General features: G+C 66.6%; 4 protein-coding genes and 1 pseudogene. 3 read left to right on the top strand and 2 right to left on the bottom strand.

The window, feature by feature from the left end; genetic code table 11:
* Both EP28_RS11345 and EP28_RS11340 read right to left on the bottom strand, forming a co-directional pair.
* The coding region (locus tag EP28_RS11345; RefSeq protein WP_049984130.1) for a transcription initiation factor IIB at positions 1-681 on the bottom strand (681 nt) is incomplete at its 3' end.
* A 174-nt stretch (positions 682-855) separates the two neighbouring features.
* Positions 856-1,500, bottom strand: a complete 645-nt coding sequence (locus tag EP28_RS11340) for a bifunctional 4-hydroxy-2-oxoglutarate aldolase/2-dehydro-3-deoxy-phosphogluconate aldolase (protein ID WP_049984129.1) — start codon at positions 1,498-1,500, stop codon at positions 856-858.
* A 375-nt stretch (positions 1,501-1,875) separates the two neighbouring features.
* Here EP28_RS11340 and EP28_RS11335 point away from each other — a divergent pair, with 375 nt between their 5' ends.
* The 3 genes and pseudogenes from EP28_RS11335 to EP28_RS11325 form a co-directional block, all read left to right on the top strand.
* Positions 1,876-4,065 carry an elongation factor EF-2 gene (locus tag EP28_RS11335; RefSeq protein WP_049984128.1) on the top strand — a complete coding sequence of 730 codons (2,190 nt, stop codon included), beginning with the start codon at positions 1,876-1,878 and terminating at the stop codon, positions 4,063-4,065.
* A 209-nt stretch (positions 4,066-4,274) separates the two neighbouring features.
* Entirely contained in the window at positions 4,275-4,859 is a 585-nt protein-coding gene (locus EP28_RS11330; protein WP_049984131.1) for an amino acid-binding protein, read from the top strand.
* Positions 4,856-5,205 (top strand): annotated as a pseudogene (locus tag EP28_RS11325) (homoserine dehydrogenase); the annotation flags it as partial. The gene EP28_RS11330 and the pseudogene EP28_RS11325, both read left to right, overlap by 4 nt.

Raw genomic sequence — 5,205 nt, 5'->3', positions numbered from 1 at the left:
GTACCGGTACGTCCGACCGATCTCTTTCCGGTCGACGCGAGACACGTCGGATATCTCTTCGAGCGAGCGGGGAATCCCCTCCTTGCGACAGGCGGCGTAGAGGGCGGCGGTCGAGACGCCTTCGATGGAGCGGCCGCGGATCAGGTCCTCGTTCAACGCGCGGCGGTAGATCACCGAGGCCACCTCGCGCACGGAACGCGGCACGCCGAGCGCGCTCGCCATCCGGTCGATCTCAGAGAGCGCGAACTGGAGGTTCCGCTCGCCCGCGTCCTTCGTTCGGATCCGCTCTTGCCACTTGCGCAGCCGGTGCATCTGCGACCGCTTCTTCGAGGAGATAGAGCGGCCGTACGCGTCCTTGTCCTTCCAGTCTATCGTCGTCGTCAGCCCCTTGTCGTGCATCGTCTTCGTCGTGGGGGCACCGACGCGCGACTTCGACTGCCGCTCCGAGTGGTTGAACGCTCGCCACTCCGGACCGGGATCTATCTGTTCTTCTTCGACGATGAGTCCGGTCTCTTCGTGTATCAGTTCGCCGTCGGCCGTCCGAGTGAGGTCCTCGGGATCGAAGTCTTCGGGGTCAAGATCTTCAGGGTCCACCTCTTCTGGGTCGGTCTCGCTCTCGTCGACGTCCTCGTCCCGCACGCGCTGCCGGTCGTGATCCCGTTGCCGGGTGGGCCGTGTCATCGCATTTATATAGTATCCCGGCGGATTGACTTAAACGTTCGTGAGGATTCGGTGGTTCCCCGTTCCCGAGACGGTGGATCGGACACACCCTGAAAGGGGGTCGCGCCGGGGTCGGCGGTGCCGCCGGCCTGTGTCGTCGTCTGCCGCAATAGCGGTCTCTACCGCCGTCTGCTGTCAGTCGTCGGTGCGGGCTTCCTCGACGACCTGCGTGAACTCGCGGGCCGTCTCCGTGATCGTCTCGTATTCCCCCCGGGCGGCCGCGTCGTAGTCCACGAGCGCTCCACCCGCGCCGACGGCGAACGCGCCGGCGTCGATGTAGTCAGCGGCGTTGTCGGGGCCGACGCCGCCGGTCGGCATCATGGGAATCTGCCCGAGCGGACCCTTCATCGCGCCGATGTGGTCCGGACCGACAGTCTTCGCCGGGAACACCTTCACGAAGTCCGCTCCGGCCTCGTAGCCGCGGATCGCCTCCGTGGGCGTCATCACGCCGGGGGCGCTCACGGCTCCGTAGCGGTTGCACGTCTCGATCACGTCCTCGTGGAGGCTCGGCGAGACGACGAACTCCGCGCCGGCCAGAAGCGTCGTCCGCGCGGTCTCGCTGTCGAGGACGGTCCCGGTGCCGACGACGACTTCGTCGTCGAACGAACCGGTGACTTCGCCGATGAGGTCTGCGACATCCGGCGTATCGGCCGTGATCTCGATGGCGGAGACGCCGCCGTCGTGAAGCGCCGCCGCGATCTCGATGAGCTGGTCGGCCGGCACGCCGCGTAACACCGCCACGACGCCGCTGTCGACGATCCGCGAGAGCGTTTCGTTCATGTTCGTCCGTTTCCGAGTGAACACTTAAATCCGCGTGACACCGACACCGCGCGCCGGCCGGGATGCGTGACGCGGTCGGCGACGCCGCGGGCAGAAACCGTGGCCGAGCACGAAACCGTGACCGACGCGCGTGGGCCTCGCGTTGGCGGGCGCGCGAGTCGCGTTACGGATCCACGTCGAGTCAGTGGGGTGCCTGCGAGTCAGCGGGATGCCTGCGAGTCAGTGGGATGTCTGTGCTATGTGGCCGCATACCGATCGTGTGACCTACCGGCACGCAAAAAGCGGCGGATCGGCGTCGATCCGGGCCGATCCACCTCGAAACGGCCGGAGCGAAACACTACCCTTTTGACCCTGCTGTCGGTACCAACCGGTATAATGGGCCGACGCAAGAAGATCGTTCAAGAGTGCGAGCGGCTGATGGACAATCCGGAGCACATCCGGAACATCGCCATCGCCGCCCACGTCGACCACGGCAAGACGACGCTGTCCGACAACCTGCTTGCGGGTGCTGGCATGATCTCCCAGGACACCGCCGGCGAGCAGCTCGCGATGGACACGAAAGAAGACGAACAGGAGCGTGGGATCACCATCGACGCGGCAAACGTCTCGATGACCCACGAGTACGAGGACACCAACCACCTCATCAACCTCATCGACACCCCGGGCCACGTGGACTTCGGGGGCGACGTCACCCGCGCGATGCGCGCGGTCGACGGCGCGTTGGTGGTCGTCGACGCCGTCGAGGGCGCGATGCCCCAGACGGAGACGGTGCTCCGGCAGGCGCTCCGCGAGGGCGTGAAGCCGACGCTTTTCATCAACAAGGTTGACCGCCTCATCTCCGAACTGCAGGAGGGACCACAGGAGATGCAAGAGCGGCTCATGTCCGTCATCGCCGACGTCAACGAGCTCATCCGCGGGATGGCCGAGAACATGGACGACATCCCCGAAGACTGGACCGTCTCCGTCGAGGACGGCACGGTCGGGTTCGGCTCCGCACTCTACAAGTGGGGCGTCTCGATGCCGTCGATGCAGCGGACCGGGATGGACTTCGGCGACATCATGGAGCTCGAACAGAACGACAAGCGCGACGAGCTCCACGAGCGCACGCCGCTGTCGGACGTCGTGCTCGATATGGTCTGTGAGCACTTCCCGAACCCCGTGGACGCCCAGCCGCGTCGTGTCCCGCGCATCTGGCGCGGCGACCCCGACACCGAACTGGCCGAGGGGATGCAGCTGGTCGACGAGGACGGCGACGTGGTCTTCATGGTCACCGACATCTCGATGGACCCGCACGCGGGCGAGATCGCGACGGGCCGCGTCTTCTCCGGGACGTTAGAGAAGGGCCAAGAGCTGTACGTCTCCGGGACCGCGGGCAAGAACCGCATCCAGAGCGTCGGCCTGTTCATGGGGTCGGAACGCGAGGAAGTGGAGCACGTTCCCGCCGGGAACATTGCGTCTGTCACCGGCCTCCGTGACGCCATCGCCGGCTCGACGGTCTCCTCCGTGGAGATGACGCCGTTCGAGTCGATTGAGCACATCTCCGAGCCGGTCATCACGAAGTCCGTCGAGGCCCAGAACATGGACGATCTGCCGAAGCTCATCGAGACGCTCCAGCAGGTCGCAAAAGAGGATCCGACGATTCAGATCGAGATCAACGAGGACACGGGCGAGCACCTCATCAGCGGTCAGGGCGAGCTCCACCTCGAAGTGATCACCCAGCGGATCCGCGACAACCAGGGCATTCCGGTCATCACCGGCGAACCGATCGTCGTCTACCGCGAACAGCCGCAGGAGGCCTCGCGTGAGGTCGAAGGGCAGTCGCCGAACCGCCACAACAAGTTCTACATCACGGTCGAGCCGATGGCCCAGGATATCGTCGACGCCATCCAGCTCGGCGAGGTGTCGATGGACATGCCCGAACTGGAGCGCCGCGAGGCGCTTCAGGAGGCCGGCATGGACAAGGACACCTCTCAGAACGTCGAGGACATCCACCGGACGAACATCCTCATCGACGACACGAAGGGTATCCAGCACCTCAACGAGACGATGGAACTCGTGCTTGAGGGGCTCCAGGAGGCGCTCGACGACGGGCCGCTCGCCGCAGAGCCGGTCCAGGGGTCGCTGTTCCGCCTCCACGACGCGAAGCTCCACGAGGACACCATCCACCGCGGTCCGGCGCAGGTCATCCCCGCCGTCCGCGACGCGGTCCACCGCGCGCTGATCGACGGCGAGGTCCGCCTGCTGGAGCCGATCCAGGACGTGCGGATCGACGTGCCCAGCGAACACATGGGCGCGGCGTCCGGCGAGATCCAGGGCCGCCGCGGCCGCGTCGACGACATGTACCAAGAAGGCGATCTGATGGTCGTCGAGGGCATCGCACCCGTCGAAGAGATGATCGGATTCTCCTCCGACATCCGCTCTGCCACCGAGGGCCGCGCATCGTGGAACACCGAGAACGCGGGCTTCCGCGTGCTCGTCGACAACCTCCAGCGCGAGAAGATCATGGAGATCCGCGAGCGAAAGGGGATGAAGCTCGAGCTGGCCAGCTCCATCGACTACATCTAACTCGGCCGCGCGGTTCCGTTTCCGTTTCGTTTTTCTTCGTGAGTTTGCGCCGTCACTGATCGGTTCGACGAGTGAACCAGAAGCAGACGCCGCGGCGAGGCAACGTCTGCCAGCGCCGAAGGCTTATACCGAATCGTCCGGCTCCGTTGAAGTATGCAGACCGGTACGACTCCCGCTCGGTGCACCGCTCCCGCGACGGGGGTGGTCGCGTGAGCGATCGCCGCGACGGAGAGCCCACAGAGGACGGAGTACCCGAAGTCGATGGCGGCCACGCCGCCACGACGCCGTCGACCCACACGGTCCGGCTCGAACTCGCCGACGAGCCCGGCCAGTTGCTCGACGCGCTCTACCCGATCGCGGACAACGGCGGCAACCTCCTCTCGATTTACCACGAGCGGGGGAACAAGACGCCTCGCGGGCGGATCCCGGTCGAGGTCGATTTCGAGGCGACACAGGACCGCTTCGAGGGGATCGTCGAGGCGCTCCGCAGCGAAGGGGTGAACGTGATGCAGGCCGGGACGGAGCGGTACGCGGAAGAGGTGACGCTGCTGCTTTTCGGCCACCTTATCGACACCGACCTGTCGGACACCCTCTCGCAGATCGAGGCCTGCGAGTCGGCCTCGGTGGCCGACGTGTCGCTCGCGGCTCCGCAGGGGACCGAAGAATCGTCGAGCGCCCGGCTCCGCGTCGAGGCCCGCGCGGGCGAGACGGAGACGGCGCTCGCGGCGGTGCGAGACGTGGCCGGAGCGAAGGGACTGCGGGTGGTCGAACCGCTCGTGGGGGTAGAAGCGTGAGGCTCGCCGTCGTCGGTGCGGGCGCGGTCGGACGCTCCGTCGTCGAGTTGGCGGACGAGTACGGCCACGAGGTCGTCGCCGTCGCGGACTCGTCGAGCGCCGTCGTCGCGGACGGAACGGGCGATCGAGCGCCGGGCGTCGACGCCGACGCCGTGGTGGCCCGCAAGGCCGAACGGGGAATCGTCGGCGACGGCGATCCCGCGGACGCGCTCGCGGCGGAGTACGATGCGCTGGTGGAGGCGACGCCGACGACGCTCGGGGACGCCGAGCCGGGGTTCTCGCACGTCACCGCGGCGCTGGAGCGAGACCGCCACGTCGTGCTCGCGAACAAGGGGCCGGTCGCGGA

This window comes from Halorubrum sp. BV1 (genome assembly GCF_000746205.1).
Classification (GTDB): Archaea; Halobacteriota; Halobacteria; order Halobacteriales; family Haloferacaceae; genus Halorubrum.
Note: the sequence above shows the minus strand (reverse complement) of the source record. Positions and strands in the feature narration are given on the sequence as shown.

Excerpts from the sequence above, each read along its gene's own strand:
- EP28_RS11340 (WP_049984129.1), bottom strand. The coding sequence starts at position 1,500 with ATGAACGAAACGCTCTCGCGGATCGTCGACAGCGGCGTCGTGGCGGTG.
- EP28_RS11335 (WP_049984128.1), top strand. The coding sequence starts at position 1,876 with ATGGGCCGACGCAAGAAGATCGTTCAAGAGTGCGAGCGGCTGATGGAC.